21 protein-coding genes and 1 tRNA gene are annotated in these 21,502 nt (G+C 57.9%); 10 read left to right on the top strand and 12 right to left on the bottom strand.

The window, feature by feature from the left end; all coding sequences use genetic code 11:
* Positions 1–5 precede the first annotated feature (5 nt).
* The 10 genes from atzF to ACIPLA_RS10880 all read left to right on the top strand — a co-directional run bounded on the left by atzF (position 6) and on the right by ACIPLA_RS10880 (position 9,091).
* Positions 6–1,784 carry an allophanate hydrolase gene (gene atzF, locus ACIPLA_RS10925; protein ID WP_401173134.1) on the top strand — a complete coding sequence of 593 codons (1,779 nt, stop codon included), beginning with the start codon at positions 6–8 and terminating at the stop codon, positions 1,782–1,784.
* Positions 1,785–1,877: 93 nt separating this feature from the next.
* Positions 1,878–2,096 (top strand): cysteine-rich CWC family protein, encoded by a 219-nt coding sequence (locus ACIPLA_RS10920; RefSeq protein ID WP_123499122.1) that lies wholly within the window; start codon positions 1,878–1,880, stop codon positions 2,094–2,096.
* Positions 2,097–2,141: 45 nt separating this feature from the next.
* Positions 2,142–2,834 (top strand): pseudouridine synthase, encoded by a 693-nt coding sequence (locus tag ACIPLA_RS10915; protein WP_401173133.1) that lies wholly within the window; start codon positions 2,142–2,144, stop codon positions 2,832–2,834.
* Positions 2,835–3,148: 314 nt separating this feature from the next.
* Positions 3,149–4,033, top strand: coding sequence for an alpha/beta fold hydrolase (locus ACIPLA_RS10910; RefSeq protein ID WP_123499126.1), 885 nt, complete (start codon positions 3,149–3,151; stop codon positions 4,031–4,033).
* Between the two features lie 181 nt (positions 4,034–4,214).
* Positions 4,215–4,288 (top strand) — tRNA-Gly (locus tag ACIPLA_RS10905).
* Between the two features lie 115 nt (positions 4,289–4,403).
* Positions 4,404–5,006: a DUF4145 domain-containing protein gene (locus tag ACIPLA_RS10900; protein ID WP_401173132.1), complete on the top strand. Its 603-nt coding sequence runs from the start codon at positions 4,404–4,406 to the stop codon at positions 5,004–5,006.
* 651 nt (positions 5,007–5,657) lie between these two features.
* Entirely contained in the window at positions 5,658–6,416 is a 759-nt protein-coding gene (locus ACIPLA_RS10895; protein ID WP_401173131.1) for a hypothetical protein, read from the top strand.
* Positions 6,417–6,943: 527 nt separating this feature from the next.
* Positions 6,944–7,195, top strand: coding sequence for a hypothetical protein (locus tag ACIPLA_RS10890; protein ID WP_401173130.1), 252 nt, complete (start codon positions 6,944–6,946; stop codon positions 7,193–7,195).
* A gap of 14 nt (positions 7,196–7,209) precedes the next feature.
* A complete protein-coding gene (locus ACIPLA_RS10885) occupies positions 7,210–7,506 on the top strand; it encodes a hypothetical protein (RefSeq protein WP_401173129.1) in 297 nt (98 codons plus the stop codon).
* Positions 7,507–7,729: 223 nt separating this feature from the next.
* Complete coding sequence (locus ACIPLA_RS10880; RefSeq protein WP_401173150.1) at positions 7,730–9,091, top strand: hypothetical protein; 1,362 nt, start codon at positions 7,730–7,732, stop codon at positions 9,089–9,091.
* Positions 9,092–9,171: 80 nt separating this feature from the next.
* Here the strand turns inward: ACIPLA_RS10880 and ACIPLA_RS10875 are convergent, their stop codons facing one another.
* The 12 genes from ACIPLA_RS10875 to ACIPLA_RS10820 are packed head-to-tail and all read right to left on the bottom strand — an operon-like array spanning position 9,172 to position 21,500.
* On the bottom strand, positions 9,172–9,921 hold the full coding sequence (locus ACIPLA_RS10875) for a LamG-like jellyroll fold domain-containing protein (RefSeq protein ID WP_401173128.1): 750 nt from the start codon (positions 9,919–9,921) through the stop codon (positions 9,172–9,174).
* A 12-nt stretch (positions 9,922–9,933) separates the two neighbouring features.
* Positions 9,934–12,042 (bottom strand): hypothetical protein, encoded by a 2,109-nt coding sequence (locus ACIPLA_RS10870; protein WP_401173127.1) that lies wholly within the window; start codon positions 12,040–12,042, stop codon positions 9,934–9,936.
* Between the two features lies 1 nt (position 12,043).
* On the bottom strand, positions 12,044–12,994 hold the full coding sequence (locus ACIPLA_RS10865) for a hypothetical protein (protein ID WP_401173126.1): 951 nt from the start codon (positions 12,992–12,994) through the stop codon (positions 12,044–12,046).
* The gene (locus ACIPLA_RS10860) at positions 12,967–13,677 is read right to left on the bottom strand and encodes a hypothetical protein (protein ID WP_401173125.1); all 711 of its coding nucleotides are present in this window, start codon (positions 13,675–13,677) and stop codon (positions 12,967–12,969) included. Before ACIPLA_RS10860 ends, ACIPLA_RS10865 begins: the two co-directional genes overlap by 28 nt.
* Positions 13,674–14,216 (bottom strand): DNA-binding protein, encoded by a 543-nt coding sequence (locus ACIPLA_RS10855; protein WP_401173124.1) that lies wholly within the window; start codon positions 14,214–14,216, stop codon positions 13,674–13,676. The genes ACIPLA_RS10860 and ACIPLA_RS10855 overlap by 4 nt, the downstream gene beginning before the upstream one ends.
* Complete coding sequence (locus ACIPLA_RS10850; RefSeq protein WP_401173123.1) at positions 14,213–15,133, bottom strand: hypothetical protein; 921 nt, start codon at positions 15,131–15,133, stop codon at positions 14,213–14,215. The genes ACIPLA_RS10855 and ACIPLA_RS10850 overlap by 4 nt, the downstream gene beginning before the upstream one ends.
* Positions 15,130–15,840: a phage tail protein gene (locus ACIPLA_RS10845; RefSeq protein ID WP_401173122.1), complete on the bottom strand. Its 711-nt coding sequence runs from the start codon at positions 15,838–15,840 to the stop codon at positions 15,130–15,132. Before ACIPLA_RS10845 ends, ACIPLA_RS10850 begins: the two co-directional genes overlap by 4 nt.
* Before the next feature lie 8 nt (positions 15,841–15,848).
* A complete protein-coding gene (locus tag ACIPLA_RS10840; protein ID WP_401173121.1) occupies positions 15,849–17,438 on the bottom strand; it encodes a phage tail protein in 1,590 nt (529 codons plus the stop codon).
* Positions 17,428–18,039 carry a phage tail protein gene (locus ACIPLA_RS10835; RefSeq protein WP_401173120.1) on the bottom strand — a complete coding sequence of 204 codons (612 nt, stop codon included), beginning with the start codon at positions 18,037–18,039 and terminating at the stop codon, positions 17,428–17,430. The genes ACIPLA_RS10840 and ACIPLA_RS10835 overlap by 11 nt, the downstream gene beginning before the upstream one ends.
* Positions 18,032–19,207, bottom strand: a complete 1,176-nt coding sequence (locus ACIPLA_RS10830; RefSeq protein ID WP_401173119.1) for a baseplate J/gp47 family protein — start codon at positions 19,205–19,207, stop codon at positions 18,032–18,034. The genes ACIPLA_RS10835 and ACIPLA_RS10830 overlap by 8 nt, the downstream gene beginning before the upstream one ends.
* Complete coding sequence (locus ACIPLA_RS10825) at positions 19,204–19,521, bottom strand: DUF2590 family protein (RefSeq protein ID WP_401173118.1); 318 nt, start codon at positions 19,519–19,521, stop codon at positions 19,204–19,206. Before ACIPLA_RS10825 ends, ACIPLA_RS10830 begins: the two co-directional genes overlap by 4 nt.
* Positions 19,518–21,500: a phage tail tape measure protein gene (locus tag ACIPLA_RS10820; RefSeq protein ID WP_401173117.1), complete on the bottom strand. Its 1,983-nt coding sequence runs from the start codon at positions 21,498–21,500 to the stop codon at positions 19,518–19,520. The genes ACIPLA_RS10825 and ACIPLA_RS10820 overlap by 4 nt, the downstream gene beginning before the upstream one ends.
* Positions 21,501–21,502: the final 2 nt, after the last annotated feature.

The following is a 21,502-nucleotide window of genomic DNA, read 5'->3' as shown; positions in this document are numbered from 1 at the left end:
ACGCCATGAACATCAATCTGCAACTCGACGCCCTGCGCGACGCTTACCGTGACGGCAGCACTACGCCTCGGCAACTGCTACTGAGCCTGCGGGAAAAAGCCGCGGCACTGAACCCGGATTATCACCTGTTCATCCATTTGCTCAGCGCCCTGGAACTGGAACCGTACCTCGCCGCACTCGACGGTCATGACCCAGGCAGCCTGCCGCTGTACGGCGTGCCGTTCGCGATCAAGGACAACATCGACCTGGCGGGCATTCCCACCACAGCAGCGTGCCCGGCGTTTGCCTATGTGCCGGAACGTTCGGCAACCATCGTCGAGCAACTGCTGGCGCTGGGTGCGATTCCGTTGGGCAAGACCAATCTCGACCAGTTCGCCACTGGCCTCAATGGCAGCCGCTCGCCGTATGGCGCTTGCCCGAACAGCGTGTTACCGGAGTATCCGTCGGGCGGTTCCAGCGCCGGATCTTCATTGGCGGTGGCACTCGGCGTGGCGAGTTTTTCCCTGGGCACAGACACGGCAGGTTCCGGCCGCGTACCGGCGGCACTGAATAACCTGGTTGGCTTGAAAGCCAGCAAAGGGCTGATCTCCACGGCTGGTGTGGTTGCGGCCTGTCGAACGCTCGATTGCGTCACGACCTTCACGGCCACGGCCCGGGAAGCCAGTCAGTTGCTGGCGCTCACCGCTCATCTCGATCCACGGGACGAATACAGCCGCAGTAATCCGCTGTGGAATGACGGCTCAGCCTTCGGCACACCGCGTCCATTTCGTTTCGGCGTACCCCGTGCGCGGGATCTGGCGTTCTTCGGCTGCCCTGAAGGCCCGTTGCTGTTCGGCGACGCCATCGACCAGCTCAAAGCCTTGGGCGGCGAAGCGGTCGAACTGGATTTGTCGCCGTTTCTTGAAGCGGCGCGGTTGCTCTACGAAGGGCCGTGGGTGGCGGAGCGTTACAGCGTGGCCGGCGAGTTGATGGAGCAACATCCTCAAGCCGTGCTGCCGGTGATTCGCGCCGTATTGGCCAAGGCTCCAGCGGTGACCGGCGTGCAAACCTTCCGCGCCCAATACCGTCTGCAGGCTTTGAAAGCGTTGTGCGACAAAGCTCTGGAAGGCCTTGATTGCGTGGTCACGCCAACCATCGGCCGCCCGGTGACACTGGCGGAGCTTACGACCGAACCGGTGCTGCGTAACTCGGAACTGGGCTACTACACCAACTTCATGAACCTGCTCGATTACGCCGCCGTCGCCGTGCCCAGCGGATTCATGGGCAATGGTTTGCCATGGGGCGTGACGTTGTTCGGACGGACGTTTACCGATCAGTATCTGTTGAGCGTGGCGGATGCCTTGCAACGTCAGCAAGGCTTGGCCGCGCCTGCGCCGACGAACATTGCACGCAATGATCGCGCACGGCTGGTGGTCTGCGGCGCGCACCTGGATGGGCTGGCGCTGAACTGGCAACTCCAGCTGCGTGGAGCCCGTTTGCTCGAAGCCACTCACAGTTCCCCCGACTATCGGCTGTATGCCCTGGCCGGCGGCCCACCCTATCGCCCGGGCATGGTCCGAGTGAAGGAAGGTGGCGCGGCGATTGCGGTGGAAGTGTGGGAGTTGCCGAGCAGTGAGTTGGGCTCGTTCCTGACCGCTATTCCGGCACCGCTGGGGTTGGGCAAGGTACAACTGGCGGATGGGCGTTGGGAGAGCGGGTTTATCTGTGAGCCCTATGGCTTGGAGGGGGCGGTGGATATCAGTCATTTGGGCGGGTGGCGTGCGTATCTGAACGATCGGCGTTGATTTCCAGGATCGCCGGCTTGCGCAGGAGTGCTTGCCGGCCGATCATGCGCGGTCTCGGGCCAGGCAAAACCGGCCGTAATCGAATGCCCCTTCATGAATAAACCTGACCTCTGCCCAGCCTGCGGCGCCTCCAACGACTGCAGCCTGGCTGACCCGCGAACCGTCGATCGTGCCTGCTGGTGCTACGGCGTCAGCATCGATCCGGCGGTACTTCAGGCGCTGCCCACCGAATTGCGCGACAAGTCCTGCCTGTGCCCGTCCTGCGCCCAGGTCGAGATGCAGTTGCAAGCAGCCGCCGAGCCGATCACGTAAGATGCGCGGCGCTCTCCCACCGAATCCCCCCACCGAACCCTAGCCATGCGCGTTGACCGCTTCCTCAGCAACCTGCCCCGCTTCAACCGTAAGCAGGTACGCCTGTTGCTGGTGGAAAAGCGCGTCAGGGTCGACGGAGAAGTCGTCAGCGACCCCCACGCCGAGGTGCTCGAGTTCAGCCGAGTGGAAGTCGACGACGAGGTGCTGCAAGTTGGCAAGCCGGCCCGCTACTTCATGCTGCACAAACCACCCGGTTGCGTCAGTGCCACCCGCGACCCGCAACACCCGACCGTGCTAGACCTGTTCGATGAACCAGACAAGGATGACCTGCACATCGCCGGTCGCCTGGATTTCAACACCACCGGCCTGATGCTGATCACCAACGATGGCAGCTGGTCGCGACGCCTGACCCAACCGCAGACCAAACTGCCCAAGGTCTACTACGTCGAGACCGAGCAGGACATCACTGCCGAATACGCGATCACCTTCGCCAAAGGGCTGTATTTCGCCTTCGAAGACCTCACCACTCAACCGGCCGAACTGGTCGTACTCGGGCCAAAATCTGCGCGCCTGAGCATCGTCGAGGGCCGCTATCATCAGGTTAAACGGATGTTCGGCCACTTCGACAACAAGGTGTTGCGCCTGCACCGCGAATGCATGGGTCCGCTGGTGCTCGACGACACATTGAAGCCCGGCGAATACCGGCCGTTGAGCAGCGATGAGATCCGAATGATCTAAGCAGGCGACCGCTCAGCAGAAGCCGCTGAAAATTTTGCGAAAGATACTTGCGCGATGACGTGACCCCTGCTTGAATCAGGACGTCGGCGCGAAACGTGACCGACGAGTCACAAAACTACTCTAAGAAACTTTTTGCCGGCAGAGAACCCTCAGGTTCCGCCTTCCCCCGGCAAACTGCCCGCTTATAACAATACCCGTCGACCAGCGTGCAATGGATCGACATGGGCCTTCAAAATTCCAGGCGTATGCCTACCTGTCACAAAGCTCGTGCAATCTGATTTGCGCGCATACCCGCTTGCCAGGAGTCTTATGTCATGAGGCCAGAAATCGCTGTGCTGGATATACAAGGTCAGTATCGGGTTTACACGGAGTTCTATCGCGCAGACGCCGCAGAGAAGACCATTATTCTGGTCAACGGATCGATGTCCACGACTGCGTCGTTTGCACAGACCGTGAAAAACCTTTACCCAGAGTTCAATGTGGTGTGCTACGACCAGCCCTACGCGGGCAAGTCCAAGGCTCACAACCTGCATGAGAAAATGCTCACCAAGGAAATCGAAGGGCAGATCCTCCTTGAGCTGATCGACCACTTCGCCGCCGAACACGTGCTGTCGTTTTCCTTTGGTGGCGCCGCCACGCTCGTCGCCTTGGCCCAACAGCCACGGCGCATCGAAAAGGCCGTGATCAGCTCGTTCTCGCCGGTGGTCAACGCGCACATGCTCGACTACCTTGAGCGCGGTGTCGATTATCTCGGCAGCCGGGACGGTAACCGGGTCGGTGACTTGGTGAACAGCACCATCGGCAAACACCTGCCCTCGCTGTTCAAGCGCTTCAACTACCGTCACGTCAGTTCGTTGGCCGAGCATGAATACGGGCAGATGCATTTTCACATCAGCGACGTGCTCAACAGCGACCGCCAGTGCTACCTGAACGCGGCGAAGAAAATCAACGTGCCGGTGCTGTTCATGAACGGCGAATGGGACGAGTACACCGCCGCCGCCGATGCAAAGCTGTTCGCCGGTCACGTGCAGCACAGCACCTTCAGCACCCTGCAGGCCACCGGCCACTTTCTCGACATGGAGCACAAAGCCGCCTGCCGAGACAGCCGCAACGCACTGCTGGGCTTTCTGAAACCGACGCAACAAGAAAGCCGACCGCGTTACCACTACGTCCAGGACCACCATGCATTGGCAATCTGAAACAGAGTCATCGCGAGCAAGCTCAGCCCTGCAGCGTTAAACGCATTCCTGTAGGAGCGAGGCTTGCCCGCGAATGACCGCTACGCGATCGATGCTTTCGTTTCACCCGTGCTAAAGCCATCGCGCGCAAAGAAAAACTTCATTTTCACGCGCACATCTGGTACAAAGTCAGCCGCTCTGAGCGGGTGTCGTATAATGGCATTACTCCAGCTTCCCAAGCTGATAACGAGGGTTCGATTCCCTTCACCCGCTCCACTATTTCCAAGGCCTGCAGCGCTGTCCATCCTTTACCGCCACCCTCTGGGGGCCGTATTGGGGGCCGTTTGATTGCGGGCCTTTGTTCGTAACAAGGACTCCCGGGAGCCCGGATATGCAGCAAGACCAGCACCTCCCTCTCCCCCGATGCCCGCATTGCGAGATCGCCCTACCAAATTTGTTCCGTACCTCATCCTCAGAAACCAACAACAGCAGTCAGACCCAAAGACGGTTTTGGGTGTCGTATGTCTGCCAAAGCTGTGGCGGAATGACACTGACGGTCTCTCACTGGGATAACACCCTCAGAAAGTTTGGTCGTATCGTCGAAATTTGGCCTACCCCTCGCACCGTGCACAATGCAATCCCAGAGCGTGCGAGAACCTTCCTTGAGCAAGCTATTGCCAGCATTCATGCCCCCGCAGGCGCCGTGATGCTTACCGCCTCGGCCGTAGACTCGATGCTCAAGGAAAAAGGTCTGAAAACGGGAACGCTGTATAAGCGCATCGACCAAGCATCCGCTGAACACCTAATTACTGCAGAAATGGCCGAATGGGCGCACGAAGTTCGACTTGACGCGAATGACCAACGCCATGCAGATGAAGAAGCGGCGCTTCCTGACGAGGCTGATGCGCAGAAGGGAATCGATTTTGCCCTAGCTTTAGCCCAGTTCCTTTTCGTGTTGCCCTCCCGCGTGGCTCAAGGTCGAGCAAAAGCTTGATTGACGAGTGACCAAACAACATCAAGAACAGGGACGCAAGCGTCTGTCGACCTAGCTCCCCTGTGAGTCGCTACTCAAAATCCATGATGGTTTCAAAAAAGAGCGATATTAGTAATATGCCTCGGAAAAATCGTCTACAGCCCTTGTAGACAAGGACTCCAGAGGTTTTTAGGAAAAGCGATATTTGAGCGATAGGGAGGCGATAGTATTACCTTTCTATAAAGCTATATTTCCATTCTTTAAAACCCAATGAATCCGGGGGGTTGGCGGAAATATTACTTTTCATATCGCTTCGTATTACCTTGATTTGTAATACCGAAAGCCCAGTAAAACCAAGGTCTCCAGACCGATAAGCGACACCGTATCGCTGATATCGCTCTTTTTGAAAAGACCTCCACCCCCTTTAGAATCAATCTCAATAAAATCAAGTTTATTCATGGACTTGGCTGCGGATCTTTGCGAAAAAAGCATCTACACTGGAGGCTCAATCTCCACTCATTGGTGGATACGCAGCTCAGTTGAAGAGCAATGCGTATACCCAAGATGGGAAAAATTCTTACCGCTAGCAGGATGGACAATCGTTGTGGAACGCATGAAAAATATCTCGTGCTTAAATACACTCTCACGAAACCAGTCTCGGAAAAGATGCTAATGAGTGACTTTATTGATCCAGATGCAAACCGCAGCTATAGAACTTACATCCCACAAGAACTACTAGATAACTATTCGCTTGAACTCGGCCGCATGCTCCACAAGCACTCACAAGTAGAAACTATATTTGCACTTAGGCTCAATAGGCTTATCAGTGAAACTGCCGAGCCGACGTGGCCGCACCCAGATACTGATGAGTCACATTTCAAGCCTATACCACAATCGCAGATCGAAGAAATTAAGGAAGCAGCAGAAAAGAGTATACGCCTCGCTGCAATCCTTACTATGCTCACAGAAGGCCTAGATACTGAAAAGCGCTGCGTACTAATTCCAAAAATAATGAAAGTAATGGATTATGCAGAGGAAGATATATTAAAATTGAAGGCAATAATTACACATTTCCGAGCTATTTCTAAAGTCAGAAACCTTCTTGTTCATAATGGAGCGACTCCCAATATGACTAACAAAGAAGATTGGTTTTGCACGAGCAACAATTTTGTGCACAGCAATGGAAGCGTAAAATACTTCCAGCCTTCAACTCTTACTAAGATAAGAAACGATCTAGAGTTAATGGAGCATAAAATTTCGATGTGCCTAGATCCTGGGCTTCAAGATTATTATGACTCTGATCCGAATTGGAGCGCCTTTATTACCACGCCCGATGGAAAAGCTTGGATCCAAAGGATGAACGACCCATGGAGTTTTTCCCCAAAGCTAATGAAGGATCATATACCAGAGCCAGTTTCTCCTTCGAAGTAGGCCAAACTGTGAAACGCCGTAAATTCACTCCAACCCTTGCTGAATGTGGCTTACACAAGATATCACCGCTTTTGCATGGAGGCAGAAACCTCCTAAAAAAGATCGATCGCATTTTTAAAAACAGACCCATTCGGGAGTTTTCAGATTTTTCGCCCAATGAAACCGGGCATTCAGCCTTGCCACCGCCCCAATCAACTTCAATGTCGCTTTGCAAATGCGCTTCATTTATTTGCAATTCATTGCACAAAATGAAATGGCCGATTCCCCGGAGGGCCCCATGGTCCGCCTGGGCTGTCGGTTCATTTGCACAGCATCTCGACTTGCACAAAAAAAGGACGTAGAGCCCGTCGGCGGGAGGGGGATAAGTGCGTTTTCAGCTGTTTTTTTCTTTGCCCGACGTTTTTCGTCCGCTGCGCTCAACCGTCGCCCATGTCGGCTTTTCATCGGACAGACGTAGCCCGACCACATCTCATTGATATACTGGCTATACATACAGTATTTTGATGAGCTGATGAGGGCTATTGGTGATGAACCAGAAATACGTTGAGGTGCCGGCTGATAAGTCCAAGGCAATCGCGCTGTGGGAAGTAATGCTGCGGGACGATGTCGCGTTGCTCAATCACCCCGGGGCCCACCATAGAGCTCTGCTGATTCAGGCACACGACCTTCACCGAGCTCAGGTGATCAATCGGGATGATCTCAGCGATCTCCTGGAGCAGGCCGATGGCGCCCTGGCCTACGCGGTGGAAGCGCTGCTTGATGGTGAATGTGGCGAATAGATCGAGGCTCTCTCATGCATATGCTCGTTACCCCTATGCGACGCCAAGGCATCGCGCTCACGCCACAGGAACGCCGGCGCTTTCCTCCGATCAAGGGGAATGTGATGGTGAACTCAGAGAACAACCATGAGCTCGGTCGGAGCGCGAATATCGCTCGAATCAATGTGGGGATGCCTAATGACCCGGATCCTCTACCCCGACTACTGGACGCAACATTGGCAGGGATGGCAGTTACGGGGTTTGTATTGAGCGGGATTGAGTACGTTGACGGTTGCGCCTACGCGCAATCTTGGTGGTGCCGACTTGCATAGCCCTCCCCATTGATAAAGCCGCGGTATTGACCGAGATGCATCAATCAGAAGCGTTCACAAACGTAAGAAATCGTTGGCCTCACTGTCGATGACCAGCTAATGCCATAGATGCTTGATTTACCCAAATGATTGACTGCTAGACTCGCGCAACGAATAGGCCAAATGTTGTTCTGACGAAGTATGACCGAGGTGAAGCGTGGGGCTAAGGACTGAGTTGCTTGCTGTGGTGGATGAATTGGATCGTGTGCACGCTGGGGATTTTTGGAGTACCAAGGGGTCAAGTGAGGACTACATCCCTAACTTTGTCACTGCGGAAAATGGTCAGGAACGACATTTTACCCGAAAGGCCAGAGAGGCTATCACCCAGCTCACCAACACCCTTCATGTGAACAGATTGCCAGGCTCTTTGAGAGTCGAACTTGATATCTACACAACGCTTGTTCGTCAGGCAGTTGCTGACCTACATGCCGATGGTGAGTTTTCAGGGCTATCCGAGCAGGAGGATAATTCCGCTTCTGTCAGGTTGAAGCAGCTCGTCGAGGAGCGCCTTACCAAACTCGTTAAAGAATACACACATTACTTTCCTGCTTGGACTCTGGGCATGGAGAAAGAGAAGCCCTTCATAATTGGCCCAGTAACCTTTATGAGCCGCTCCGACTGGATCGATTCGGTCGACTTCCCACAAAATCTGAAGGACCGTTTTCTTAACGAGACAGAGGCAAATAATCGCTGGAAGGAGATTCTCAAGGAGGGGCTCAATCGTTCACATGATGCCTCCGCTTTAATTGGACTTGCCGAAATCATCTATGGGGTAATAGATAAGTGCCCAGCCATCCTCAAAGTCACTATTCGAGGCTATGAGCAAGATCTATCTAAAAAGCTAGCCAAGCTAACCTGCAAGACTGCCCTGGATGCTGTTTCCCTGGGGTTCGGCGCGCCGGAGCACTTCCATCAGCAAGCCCTCTATGAAGAACGATTACCCCCAGTTGGCAGCGACAGTCTGATCGAGACCAATGGCTTACTTTGGCTACCCGGTTTCGTATTAGGCAAGCGCATTTCATTTTTATCGAGCCAGCAAGTTAGTGAGGCTTTAGATGGAATGGGGAATATTCTGTCAGCGTTTGCATCAGCTTTAGACGGGCTAGTTGAGCCACACAGCCATAGTCATCCGAAGCTAGCAAGTCGGTGGGCTACTGCGCTGGATTGGTTCAGTGAAGGCAATCGAGAGTCAAGTGATGCGGTCGCTCTCGCTAAGTTAGGCACTTGCCTAGATGTGCTTGCCTGCGGGGGTAAAAACGTAGGTATTCGAGAAATGGTTATTCATCTCACCGGAGTAAGTGGAAGCGAGCAGGTTATCCAAGGCACTCGTCCACGCACTTTAGAGCAACTGGTCAAGGATATTTATGACCATGGTCGGTCGAAGATTCTGCATGGCACGCATCACGATAGGTTGGAGTCCTTCGCCAATGAACGGCGTCAAGCTGCATCCCTTGCGCGTATCGCCCTCATTGAATGTGCCGTGCGGCTCCAAGGATATTCAGGCGTAGATGAGGATAAGGCCTTTAGAACGATGCCCGCCGTATGACTTAATTTTGTTGAACGCATGATTACAGCCTAGATTATGAAAAAACCCGCCTGTTGGCGGGTTGATTTTCAATGTAATTACTACGCGGTAAGGCCGTATACATTAGCCAGATACGTGTTCACATCGTCAAACCCCACCTGATTACCCTGGGCGAACATGTCAGAGCTGAAAGCAATCATTTCAGCAAACTGACCTTCCCAGAACAACACACCGCTGGCCGGGCCACCGATAACGAACGGGGACGTTGCCGTGTCCGCTGCAGCCGTCACGTCAGCTGCACGCACGCCATTTGATCGGGCTTTGAGCTTTGCGCCGTCCCAAACGATCCACACCGCGTTCCATTGTCCAAAGGCAATCGGGAACTCGATAGTTGCTGCTCCATAGAGGAAGTTCATCTTCGCCACCGCATTCGCCGGGGTGGACAGCGCCGCTCGCACTGTTGAGCTGGAAAAACGCCCCAGGCAAATTTGCGTCGCCGCCCCTGGCAAAGCAGGCTTGATCATCACAAGGAGCGAGAATGGCTTAGTGGTGTCGAGCACACCGGTGGACAGTGGATAACGTGTCGTTGCCGCCGGTGAAAAGGCCAGCGCCGAGTAACCACCTGGTGCCGCGTTATCGACGAGGGCGGCCTGGTTGGCCGCGATCGGCTGCATGACCGCCATGGCACTCGGTCCGCCTAACGACAGGACTTTGCCACCGGCAAACGTTGCGTAATCCGCGTCCGCCTGGATCCACCCGGCGAAGCCAGGTGTACCTTTAATAAGTTCTACCAGCATCGGCTCTTGACCGGCGGGTTCAATGGACCAAGGGAGTTCGATTCCTGCAGGCATCTTGATTGTTCCTTACGCTACGAGACGTGAATGACGGGCCAGGTAATGGCGAATAAATTCAGGGACGTTGAAACCCTGTTCGTAATAGGCGCTGCGGGTGCGTGACACTGCGCACACATTGCCGCCCAACTGATACCAGCCAGCGACACCGGAACCTGCGTCCATGCCATAGCGGACAGCTGCAAGGTTTCCAGTAGGCACTGTGGCCAAGGTCAGGACGATGGTGTTCGCGCTGTAAGCGATGTTGCTGATTGGGGTGTCACCATTGCTGTCTCGGTACACAAACCCATCCTGTGCAACTTGAGGCGGCCAGTCGGTTTTCTTCACTACTTCGAAAGTCCCTGGGGGCAATGCCAGCGTGATGGTGACCACTGCTCCCACCCGAGAGACGCTCTGCATTTGCAACGGTGTCCAGGTACTTCCACGCTGGAGCTGCAACCGAAAATCACTGTAAACGTCGCCCATCATCATTCGGCCTTCAGCGGTCAAATGCTGAACATCGCTCACGGGGTACGGATACAACGTGCCTACCAGTTCCGTATCGGCGCGGTTGTTCGCGGCATCCAGCTGCGGATTGGCCACGCCGTTATCCGGCGCGACTCCCGCGATCTGCCAGAGGGCTATCTTTGGATCAAAGAGCTGGCCGGTACGTGCCTTTATTGCTGGTTTAACCGCGTCTGCCCAAGTGGCGTAGTCCGCTGCCCAGTTCGCCCCGGCCTCACCCTGTACACGGGTGATGTAGTGGCACTCGGTAGTCCGTTGGTACAGGGCTGCACACAGCACGGATTTCTCCGTAAACGTCATGAGGTTGGTCCAGTTGTTGGTTCCGGGCAGGAAACCGTTGGCGGGCGTGTCTCCCTGCCATGCCGTGTAACCGATCACGCCTGGCTGGGCGATGCCTTCGCGACATTGCTGTCTGGCCCAGGCAAACGCTTGCATGGTGATCGGGTACTGACCCAAAGGCGTCGCCGGGTCGTACAGTGGAACCAGATCGGTCAGCGTGGCGCCATCGACCAGCCCGTTACTTCCTTGCATCTGAAAACGACCGTTCAGGGATAGAACGCTATGGGGCCATTGCGCGCTGGTGAGTTTTGCACCCGCTGCAGCGCCTGTGCCTGCGCCTCCCTGGTTCGATTGACCAGCCCCGGGCATCAGCTCGATGGGAGCTGCACGACTGACGACCAACGTGTCATGAATGCCATTTCGACGTTGCAGCGCATCGTAGATCTGCCCGCCTCTGTCCTGGACTGCGGCAATGTTGTGCGTGTCGGTCTTGCGAATATTGCTGACGGCATAGGCACCGCGGACATCCGAAATCGGATAGATCAGATTGACTCCCACTCCCAGGAGCGCTTTGAGCTTGGGCGACGGAATGAACGTCAAACGTCCTTGAGGATCTGCCGACAACACCTGGTGCGGCGTACCGGCCGGATCGCGTGCATAAAAGAGCGTAAGCCCCGAAAAACCGGTGTGCCTAGCCGACTCTGATTTCGTCAACGTCAGGCCATTCATTTCGTGAACGCCATCTGGGCGAATCGCATGCACTTTTTTGCCATGGATCATATGAACCCACGGCGCCCGGAACGCATTCCGATGGAAGCGTTTCGATGTCAGCGGATAGGTCGAACGGGCAATGGCCTGCAGGCTGCTCGTGCTGGGGTATCCACTTTGCTCAACGGCTTCGCCGGCGACATTCTTGTACACGATCAAAAACTGGCTGCCCGCTGCAGAAGCGACCGTGAAAGTTTGGCCACTGACCGTCGTCGCCAACCCGTGCGCGATGTCATTTTTGACGCCGGCCACCAGTTGGGTGGCGTCCCGGGCCACTTCGGCACGATTCGCGGCGGACTCAGCCGCTTGGAGAGATTCGGACACGTCATTGAACTGCACGCGGATACGGTAATCGCGTGCGTCCTTGATCACCCGCAAGTCATACAAACCATTGGGTGCCGCAAATTGCACCAGGTTCTCTTCGGCTATGAACGGGTTCGAAAGGATCTCACCATTGGCCTTGAGCAATCCGTTGGCTTTGCTTTCGGTACCGCGCAAATACAGGTAGCAAGTCGCCCCAACGAGAGCGTTTCCTTGATCGTCCTGGGGAAAGAAATTCTTGAGTTCCAAATTAAGCTCCGGTGATGGGCTTAAGCTGCCCAGCAAACGTTAGGCCGGTACCGGCGTTGGTGATGAAGTTCGCGGCGTTGCTGGGGACGGGGCTGGATCCGTGCATATGGGTCGCGATCTCGGTATTCATCTGCGTGACCAGGTCAATCAAATCGCACAGCACCTGCAGCACGTTGACCGACTCAGAACCCAACCAGGTCTTGGCGGCGATGCTGCGGCGGGCGCCTTCGATCCGCTCCTGCAGCTCACCACCCACGGTCAGGTTCAGTTTTTGGGCCACGACCTGGTTGAGGTCGCGCCCGCTGGCCAGGTGCAGGTCATCCAATGCGACCAGGCTGGCGGATCCGCCCGACAGCAACTTGAGCGCGCCGATCGCCTCGATCGTCTTGATGCCCCCGACCGACTCGGTCGAATGGTCATCCACCTCCACTTTGCTGCTCTGGTGGCGCTCGGCGTTGGTCAGGCTCTCAACCTCCCGATCGATCGACTTGTCCAGGATCCGGCCGTCGGTCTGGCGCAGCCAGTTTCCGTCCGCATCGGCGCGTTGCTGGGCCGCTTCGCTGTGCTGCCATACCTGGTCACCTTTCGGCACCTTCGGCAGGCTTAGGCCATGCGGCAGAATCGCCTGGATAAACGGCTTGTTCGGTAGGCCATAGGCAAAGGACACGACCACGCGGGTTCCTTCTTCGGGGAAAGCGAAAAAACCCATCTCATCGCCCCCCATGGGCATGGGCAGCGGTACGCCGGCCAGCACCGGCAACTGCGAATCAGGCTCGTCGTCCTCGCCCAACAGTTCGAGGTCCACGGCAAAGCGCGGACGGAAGTCGTCGCAGATCCCGGCGCCGGCCGGGGCATCGGCCACACCCACCACACGGGCAAAGCGCGGCAGGTGATAACCGCCGGTGAGTTCGGGAAATTGTCGCTCTACGCTGCGGCGGATTGCGTCTTCCATCGGATCGCCATTTGGTTGCCGGTGAGCGTCACGTTGGTGATCCGCTCGCCTTGGTTGATGGATGCACCTGGTCGCAGCCCGGGAAGGGCCGCGATCATCGCGCTCTGATTGTTTTGGTAACCATTGAACAGCTCGACCGGCAGCTGCAGCGGCGATCGGGAACCGAAGAAGCTGTCAGCCCAACTGCCCACAAACACTTCGCCGTCGCCTTGCTGCTGCCACATGAAATCGGGAATCCCGAACACCCGGGCCAAGCTGTCCATCGCCTGGTAGCCGGCGGCCAGGTTGTAGAAGAACGGGGCTTTTAGCTTGGCGTAGGCCTTGTCAGGTACGCGAAAGCTCAGCCCGGTTTTCTGATTGATCTCGCCCAGCACCGTGTTCAGATCCGCATGACGCAAGTTGAGCGGCAAAGGGTTGGCCAGGATCGCGGCCAGCTCGCGACAGAACAGCACCTGCTCGATCGCGTTGGACGACGTACAGCGCTCGACGTAGCCGATGAAGTGGCGCTGCAGCGGGCTGTCGTTGTAGCCGATATCAAGGGTGACTAACCCCTTCACCGGTGCCGCTGTCTGGATGGTCAGCGTTGCTCGGCCTGGGGTTCGCAGTTCAAGGCGAACGTCATCGCTGACTAAGGGATACACCACACCGCCAATGGTCAGCACCTTGTGCAGTTTCATGCTCATGACCCACCGCCCAGGTAGTTATCCAGTTTTTTCAGGGTGGCTTCGAAGCCGGTCAGTTCCTCACCTGGTGCGCCGGTTTCGCTTGCACCTGGTGCAGTCACGGACTGCCCCGACGCACCTTGCTGGGTTACGCCCTTACCGGCCCGGCGCGTCTCGACCCGCTCAGGGTTAGAGAGTTTTTCCGACAGAGTGAATTGAACAAGCCAGGCCCGAAGAGAATCGTCTTCCCGGGCGCTGACGCCGTCGGAAAACTGCACCTGGCGCACGCCAAACGCGGACGCGGTATCGTTTACGACCCGGTAGGTTTTGAGTTGGCCACCGGTGCCGGTCGCTTCTGCCAGGCGCATCAGGTTGCGTAAATACGTGTTATCGACGAATGGGATCTGCAAGGTGACCGCCAGCGTCTTGGGCTTGAACCCTTTGTGGGCCGAATCGGTGTTGCTGGTCTGTCCGGACAGGTCGTCGCTTTCGATTCGCAGGTTGGCGGTGACCTTGAGGTTTTTGCCGCGCACCTGTTCGCCATCGAGCAATAAAGTCATAGGCCCACCAGTTCCCGAACAAAGCCCAAGCCTTTCAGGGATCCGACCAGGAGCAATCCGGCAGACAGCCCCCACTCGTGACCTGGTGCTTCGCCCTGCAGCAGCTGGCGACGCAACTCGGCGGCATTACCCGGGCCGATCAGGCGCGCGCGCATGGTGTCGTCTGCAGTACCGCCGGCGAACTGTGACTTGAGGTCGGCCAATTTCTTGGCCTGTGTTTGTGCCTGGTCGGCTTTGCGAGCAGCCAGCCGGCCAAGATCGGCCATCGGTGAACTGTCCGCGTAGCTCTCCAATGCCGATAGCTGACCGTTCAGGGCTTGCGTGGCGGCCTTGGTCACGGTGCAACGCTCCAAAGGCAGCGCCCCCCAGCGCGGCAGTGTGCCGGCAGTTGGCAGTTCCCACTTTTCAGCGTCCAGTGCGAACAGGTTTTTCGCTCGGCGTTCGGCGCGCTGCAGGTCTGGCATTGGCAGCACGGCATTAAATCGGGCCAAGGTCGTCGCGAATTTGTCGTAGCGTGTACCCAGGAACATCACTGCCAGGGCGTATTGCGGGCCGGCCGGACGTCCGTCGTCGCCGGTGTCCTCCAGCTTCTCGCCCATCTGCTGCAGCAGGTTGGGCGCGGACAGGTAGCGCTGGTATCCGCGCCCCTGCCCCACACCACTTTGAAAGGGTGTCACCACCAGGCAGGTCGGTACCTCGCCCAAGGCATCGGTGAGCCCTGCGCGGCCAGCGACCACGGCGGCTTCTGCTGCGGCACCGACCGGGCCGGGCGAGGTGGTGGCTAGGTCGGCCAGACCTTCCAGGCGTTGCCCGGTGCTGGTCAGTTCGCTGCTCGCCAGATCCTTGGCCGCCTCGAGGTCGCTGAGCCACTGCGTTGATTGCTCCGGCCAGCGCATGGTAATGGGTGCCCAAGTCATACCGATGCGGACTCCCATGCCACTGCGTTGAGGGCGTCCAGGTCCGAAGTCGATCGCGCCAGTGCTAAGGCTTGCTTGAGGTCGTTGGCCTTGCGCAGACGTTGCATTTTGAATTCGGTGAACTCGTCGCCGATCTGACGCAGCTGCTCGGCGGTGTGATCCAAGAAGGCTTTCAACCCAGATTGATCTTGGCAGGCGTAGTCACCACCAATGCCGCGCAAAATCATGCCGGTCAGGTTCAGTTGATCCTGCAGTTGGGTTTCGTAGAAAAAGCGATCGCCCAACACCGCCGACCAGAACCCGCCGGTGATCTCCTGCAGACAAGCCGTGTTCACCGCCGACAACTGGGCGACATAGCGCAGCTCGATCACGGCCGGGATATCGTCGACCCAATGGCCATTGCCCCATATCTGGCCCGGGCCTGGCACTTCCAGCGTGTAACCCGTCGGCAACGAACCCGCACGTTCGATCACCAGAGGCGCACAGGTTTGGATGTTGTAGGCCGTCAGCCCTTGGTAGGAGTCAACCAGCTGCCAGCGTCGACCATCCCAAAACGCTGCCTTTCTATCCGGTACCGCCGGCGGCGCGACTTCAACGCAACCGCCTGGAATCAACCAGACATCCGGTTCCAGCGGCGAGCGATCAGCCACGGTTTTGCCGGTGAAGATGCCCAGGTGATCGGTTTGGTAGACGTCTTTGGTATCCATGACAGGTCTCAGTACTTAATGCAGGCAAGGAAAGCGATGTTTTGCGGGCGTGTTTCTGCACCGCCGGTGTAGCCAACGGTGATGGAATGGCTGTGATCCGGGGTCGCAGCAACGGTGATGTTGTGAGCATGTAAGCCGGCAGCGTTGGTGGTGAAGGTCGAGCCGTCGATCGCGTTACCAATCTCGCCGGCGTAGCCGCTGTTCGGGGAGTTCATGGTGCTACCAGTCACGGTATGGGTGTGCTCGCCTTGCGCATCGGCGGAGGCCGTGTGTGCGTGGCTACCGGCATAGGCTGCACTGCCGCTGTGGTTGTGGCTGCGAATTTCGTCGGCCTGAGAGCTACCCAAAATCCGGCCGGCGTCGATACCCCGGCCATCGTCCAGAACGCGAATGAACTTGCCGCGTGGATCAGGCAGGTTGAAGGTGGAGACGCCGTCACCGGCTCCGTAGGTGGTGCCGATCTTGGCGAATAACGCGGAGTAGACCGTACGCGACACCGCCGCACCGTTGGCCCTGAACCAACCAGGCGGTGGCGTGGCCATCGCAAACGTGCCGATTCGGCCGACCTCGGAATCCGCAATGATCTTGCGCAGCACATTGAGCGCCTTGGTGGTCGCCAGGATCTCGCTACTGTCGGTGACTGGATCGTCGCTTTTGGCGTTGGGCAGCTCGCCCAGCTCGACGTCTTCTTTGGTGGTAGCGCGGGCTCGCAGGTTTTCGTAGTCGCCATTGCGCAACGCAAATTGCTTCACCAGGGCGCCAGTGATCGGCTCGCTCTGGCGCAGGTCGGTTATTTCCCCCGACGTCGCCACGCTGGCCAGCTCCACCACGTAGTGGGCGGTCCCGTTGCTGTCGACGTAGTCCGTTTTCGCCGCGCCGAATACCACCTTCCACGCGGCGACCGCGTCACTGCCTTCACGGGCCAGTGCCACGTCGAGCCAGGCTTTGGCCGGCAGCGCGGGCAATTGCGCCTGGACTGGTTCATCCAGCTGGACGCGGATCCCTTCAACGTAGGCAATGCCCGCCTTGACCTGGTACAGCCCAAAAATACTTTCCATCTGCAGGCTGTCGGCCAGATAGCAGACACGACCAAACACGTCGCGATTGCTCAAGCGCTCACGCAGATCTATGCCGTTCAGGCGCATTGTGAAGTCATGCTGCCAGGTACTGGCGTCGACGGTGATACCCGTCAGCGCCTGTGCACCGTTGAACTCCACCAGAAAGTTACGGGTGACGTTGTTGCCGATCTGCAGCGGCGGAATGTTCTTGCGCTTCTGCTGTATCGGAACGGTCGCGACCGCCAGCAGCACACCCTCGGATGCCTCCAGGCCGATCCAGTTAAAGTCCCAGTCACCGACGTCCGAGCCCACCATCAGGCTGTAGATCACCTGATTGGGGCTGACGTAGCCTTTGCGGTCATAGGCTTTGGTGAAGACGATTTGAGACGCTGGCGGCTTGCCGGCAGCTCGGTCGACTGGGGCGTTTGGATCAAGGTCTGGGATAAGCGCTAGAACGAAGCGAGCGATCTCAAGCTTCTCCCCCGCGCCTTGCTTTTGGGCAATAAGACTCTCGCCGGCAAGGGTAATGCTAGCTCCCATGGGTGCTCCTAAAAGGGTCGTTCAAAAAGGTGAGCAGTGCGAGCTCGTTGATCACGACCAGGCGGCTTGCGCTGTCGTCCAACGTGGCAATCAGGGTCTGTTGGTCGTCGTTGAAGTCGGCCACGCCAATGTTCAGTTTCACGGGGGTTATCGTGACGAAGTCGTAACGCCGGCAAGTGCGGCCGTATTGCTGCATCAGGACACGCAGCAGCACCGGGTTTTCGCTCAGCTGCGTGTCGGACAGCTGCAGCAGGACCACGTCCCAATCGAGCCCTGGTAGGCGCTCCTGGATCTCCACATAACCCACGCCCAGACGTTCGAAAATACGGGCCATGCCCGCGGTGCTGCCCGCATCTACGGCGTTGATAAACGCGTACTTGACCCGCAGGCGGTACAACCTTTCGGGCTCGCCGTGGAAGCGCTGAATGTCGCGCTGCCAGGCCAACAGATCGAGCACACTCAGGTGGCAGGTCTCGGCATCCATTTGCAGCAAGGGCCAGTGCAGCCAGTTTTCGACCTTGCTCCACCAGGCTTGCGCCGCCGCTTTGAGCTTGGCCAGCTCCGGCCCGTCAAGCCAGAAAGGTAGACTCAACTTAAGCATTCAGCCCCACCTCAACCCCGGACAGGCGCGGGATAGTCAGCTCGGAAATGATGTCCGTGTTGTCGAATTTCAGGGAGTCGATGCCAGGAAATTGCTGGTGCAATTCCTCACCCAAGCGGCTGAAGGAAAAACGGGATTGGGGGTGAGTCAGCGTTGGCTGATAGTCGCTGGCCGTGCTCTCGCGAAACGCGGCACGGATGTACAGCTCGATGTCGGCTTTCAACGCCGGCCAACGCTCGGTACCGATTTCGGCCTTGGGCCAGACTGTCAAGCTGACGGCGTGCAGCGTGGCGGGCATCTCCAGCACCAACAGGTCATCGCCGTGGCCATGGTTGCCTTGGTCGCGGATGTAGCTGTTGATTTCAGCCAGGAAGGTATCCGCCGGCGAGTCGGCTTCGAACAGCACAAAGGCATTGGCACTGCCGGGCCCCCGGGGCGCGTTGTGCTCAAAGTAAACGCCATCGGGCTGCACACCCGGGAACGCGGCAATCATGGCGCGATACACGGCGTCGGTGTGCCATTGGTTGACCGCTGAGAACTGGTTACGCACGCGCAGGCGCAGCTCGTCGTCGGGCTCGGTGTCGGCGCCGGGCTGGCTCAGCCAGCCGTCAGCATTCACCACCTGGACAACCCCGGGCACGGGCTCCGGGAGAATCGAAAAGTAACCTGGTGCGAGATTGAAGCCGCTGCCGGCTTGTTTCGCTCGGGCCAATACCCGGATTTGGGATTCGCCATCGGCAAAGCTGGCCGCTGCAACCGTCACCAGCTCGTACACGTTGCCGTTGATCGCTATCGACTGCACGCGGGTACCGGCCGGAATTTCCAACAGGCCGGCCAGCGCGCTGCGTGTGAACAGCAACGACCCTTCGGCCTTGGTCGCTGGCTTGCGGGTGACGTTGACCGCCCAGGCCAACATGTCGAGCCAGGCGCCGATGGCTGTCTTCACGAAGAAGTTCGGCAACACGGTGCCGGCGATAAAGTCGATCAACCACATGACCGGCTTGGTCACCAACGCGGTGATCACTCGCCAGAATGGCGACCAGGCGCTGGTGTTGCTCAGCTTGCTGCCTTGGGCAACGACTTCAAGCTCCCAGGCGGCGCGCAGCTTGGCCTCGGTGGTCGGAATGCCGGCGTCACTCAACGCCTGTTTGAAATCTACGTCACTCACAGCACTACCTCGACAGATCCGAATTCAACGGTTTTGGCCGTGACCAGGTACTTGCCCTTTCCTTCTTCCAGGATCCGGACGGTGCCCGGTACCAGGCGCACGTCAGCCTCCACCAGCAGTTCCAGCTGCTGGATGCAGTCGGCTTGACGGAAGCGATCGCGCTCGGCCACCAGCGTCACCAAGAGCGCGCTTTCGCGGATCATGTGTCCGATGTCCTGGGCAATGCTGGCCCGATCGTCCACCAGCAGCGGCTGATTCGACGGGTCCAGGGTCAGGTCGTTGTTGGTGATCAGCAGATCGATGTAGAGGCTCATCCGCCCACTCCCATCGCCACCATGTTCTCCAACTCCAGGGGGGTCATTGGCTTGGCGGTATGGATGTTCACGTTCTCGACGTGCGTACCTTTGTTCTCATTGCTGGAGTTCTGAATGCTGGTCAGCAGCCCGCCCGGGGGCACAGCGGAAGCCCGCGACGGGGAAAGGCTCGGGATGGCGGCGTTGATGGTTTGCTGGGCTTTTTGTGCCCCGCTGGCGGTATCGGCTGCGTTGATCGCAGCGTCGACACCCGGCACTTCGGGCAAACCGCCAAACCGCGCCTCGATGTTCACCCCCGGGATGCTGTTGATCATCTCGATCAGGCTGTTGATGGCTTTGTAAAAGACGCCGACGATGCTGTCCCAGGCGCCCTTGGCCATGCCTGACCAGCCGCCCATGGAGTTAAACCAGTCGGACAGGGTCTTGAACTGATCACTGACCCACTTGAAGGCCTCACTGTTGAGCAGCGCGGTGGTCCATTCGTCCCAGTAGTAGACGGCAGCGACCACCGCAGCGACTAACGCCACGACACCGACAATGATCAAAGCAATCGGGTTGGCCAGCAGCGCGCTATTCACCAGCCAGATGGCGGCTTGCCAAGCGAGCATCCCGACCTTGACCAAGCCCATCCAGCTGTACAGCAGCACCAGGCCGGCAACGAAGGCAATGGTCATGACGGTGTGAAACAGGAACATCGCGATACTGCGGTAGCCGGTCCAGGTCAGGAGCTTCCAGACTGTCAGCATCCCCAGCCACACCATTTTTGACATGCCTACAGCCAGGGTCAGCAAAGACATGCCGGCGATGATGCCGAAGATGGTCAGCGTGGTGATGCCGATCACGCGGGTGATGTTGGGAAAGAGAGTGACCCAGCGCATCAGCGCCTTGCCGATCGCCACCATCTTTTCCATAAACGGGGCCAAGACTGGAATCAGCACCTGACCAAACAGGGCGCGCATGCTTTCCACCAGGGACGCCCATTGCGCCCATGGATCAACCATGGCCTTCGCCATCTGCTCGGCATTCTCCAAGCCCCGGACTTTGCCCAACTGATCCAGGCCAATACGCAGCCGATCGGTGTCCTTGGCCAATGCCGTGATCACGCGAGCGCCCTCGCCGCCAAAGGCCTCAATCAGCTTGGTACCGGCCGACGCGCTGTTCAGATCACCAAACTTGCCCTCCAACTTGCCGAGGATGTCGAGCATCGGCAGCAACTTGCCGTTCTGGTCGACAAACGTCATCCCCAGCTTTTCCGAGGCGCTGCCGATGTTCTCGAAGAATGATTTGTAGATCCCACCGGCGTCCCCGCCTTCCATGGTGCTGCTGAGCGAGCCGATCACTGCGAACTGCTCGGCCAGGTCCACGCCCGCCGTGGTCGCGATCGAGCCGACCTCCTTGAAGGCGTCCTTCAACTGGGCACCGTCGGTGCGGAACAGCTTCACCGCCAGCGCGGTTTGCCCGCCCAGTCGCTCGACCCATTCGGTTTTGCCGAAGGCGTCAGCCTGGCCCTTGAACAGGTTGTACATGGTGCCCACGTAGGCGCTGGTGGTTTCCGTATCGGCCTTGGTCGCCTTGGCGAGCACGTTGCTGGTGTTGGTGATCGAAGTCAGCTGGCTGGCGGTCAACCCTTTGATGGCGCCGTCGATCATGGCCGCTGATGCCACAAAGTCCCGGGCGTTGGTGGCGTAGTCGACGGAGAACTCCAACGCCTTTTGATTGAGCGCGGTCAGAGCGTCTTCAGCCACGCCCAGCGACCTGACCTCGCCCAGGGCGCGATTCATCTCCAGGGCAGGCGCCAAAGACTGGGTGATCGCCACGCCGGCGCCGACCATACCGCCCAACCCCAGGCCCATCGTCTTGATATTTTTTTCGCTCTGCTCGGCAAGATCGGAGAATCCCATTTTCACCTTGCCCAGGGGCGCGGTGACCTTGTCGGTCAGGCTCAAGATGAAGGCCAGGCGGGCAGCGCGGTCAGCCATGT

It is taken from the genome of Pseudomonas sp. NPDC086112, assembly GCF_044746425.1.
Taxonomy (GTDB): Bacteria; Pseudomonadota; Gammaproteobacteria; order Pseudomonadales; family Pseudomonadaceae; genus Aquipseudomonas.
Note: the sequence above shows the minus strand (reverse complement) of the source record. Positions and strands in the feature narration are given on the sequence as shown.